The sequence below is a fragment of the Streptomyces sp. NPDC051172 genome (assembly GCF_040682555.1).
Lineage (GTDB): Bacteria > Actinomycetota > Actinomycetes > Streptomycetales > Streptomycetaceae > Streptomyces.
The window spans coordinates 1-1,215 of the sequence record NZ_JBFBBE010000395.1 but is presented as its reverse complement, the minus strand read 5'-3'; the positions used below and the strand labels follow the sequence as shown (position 1 = coordinate 1,215).

General features: G+C 69.5%; 2 protein-coding genes. Both read right to left on the bottom strand.

Annotation, left to right across the window (positions count from 1 at the left end; all coding sequences use genetic code 11):
• The coding region (locus tag AB0N07_RS51405; protein ID WP_365847942.1) for an ATP-binding cassette domain-containing protein at nt 1–467 on the bottom strand (467 nt) is incomplete at its 3' end.
• A partial coding sequence (locus AB0N07_RS51400; protein WP_365847940.1) for an ABC transporter permease occupies nt 464–1,215 on the bottom strand: 752 nt, incomplete at its 5' end. The genes AB0N07_RS51400 and AB0N07_RS51405, both read right to left, overlap by 4 nt.

Here is a 1,215-nt window from a genome sequence, read left to right as displayed (position 1 = left end):
TACGCCTTGAGCGGCAGCTGGAGCGCGTGGTCGTCGAGGCCGGACAGGGCGACGACGGCGACCCGCTTGGCCTCCGCCTCCGCGCGGGACATCCCCATCGCCAGGCAGCCCAGACGGATGTTGTCCTCGCCGGAGACCTGGCGGACGAGTGCGGCGTTGACGCCCAGCATCACGGGCGTGGAGGTCGCGTAGATGTGGCCGGTGGTCGGGCGCATCTGGCCGGTGATGAGCTTCATCAGGGTGGACTTGCCGGACCCGTTGGTGCCGATCACGCCCACGGACTCGCCGCGTCCCACCACGAACGACAGCGGCTGCAGCGCCTGGACCTCCGTGGTGCGCACGCCCCGGGCGGCGCGGACCCGGCCCCGCAGGCCCCGGTGGGGCTGGACCGCTTCGGCCGAGAGGACGCGGTAGGTCATGGACGCCTCGTCGACGACGACGGAGGGGGTCAGGGGCTCCGCGCTCATCGTTCCTCCCCGTAGGTCTCCTCGGCACGCCAGAACACCACGGTCCCCACCACGAGCAGGGCCGCCGCCCACGCGGCGAGGACGATCCACCGCATCGGGTCGGCGTCGGAGGCGTACAGCAGGGACTGTCGCGCGATGTCCAGGACGCAGTACAGAGGGTTCAGATGCATGGCGGTCATCAGTGGCGGGATGTTCGCGAAGCGGTCGGCGCTGAAGAACACGGCGGAGATGTAGAGCCAGATCCGGGTGCCGAACGCGATGAGGTTGGACAGGTCGGACCAGCGGGCCACGTAGCGGGCCAGCAGGAGGGAGGCGCCGACGTTGAACAGCGTCTGCAGCGCCAGCAGCGGGATCAGCAGCAGCCAGCGCCACGTGATCTGCTCCATCGGCGGGATGGCCAGGACCAGCACCAGCATCACCACCAGCGTCGGGCCGAAGAGCATCAGCTCTCGGATGTTCGTCGCGATCGGCAGGGTGGCCCGCGGGAAGCGGAAGGCGCGGACGATGGAGAGGTTGGTCGAGATCGAACGCGACCCCGCCGTGATCGCGCTCGAGGTGTAGCGGAACAGGAACACGCCGATGATCAGGTAGCCGAGGAAGTTCGGCACGCCGCGGCCGGTGCCCAGCAGCAGCCCGAACACGAGGAAGTACGCCGCACCGTCGAGGATCGGGTTGAGGACCATCCAGACGCGGCCGAGCGCGTTGACGGAGTTCGCCCCGGCGATCCGGGAGCGGGAGTCGAACAGGA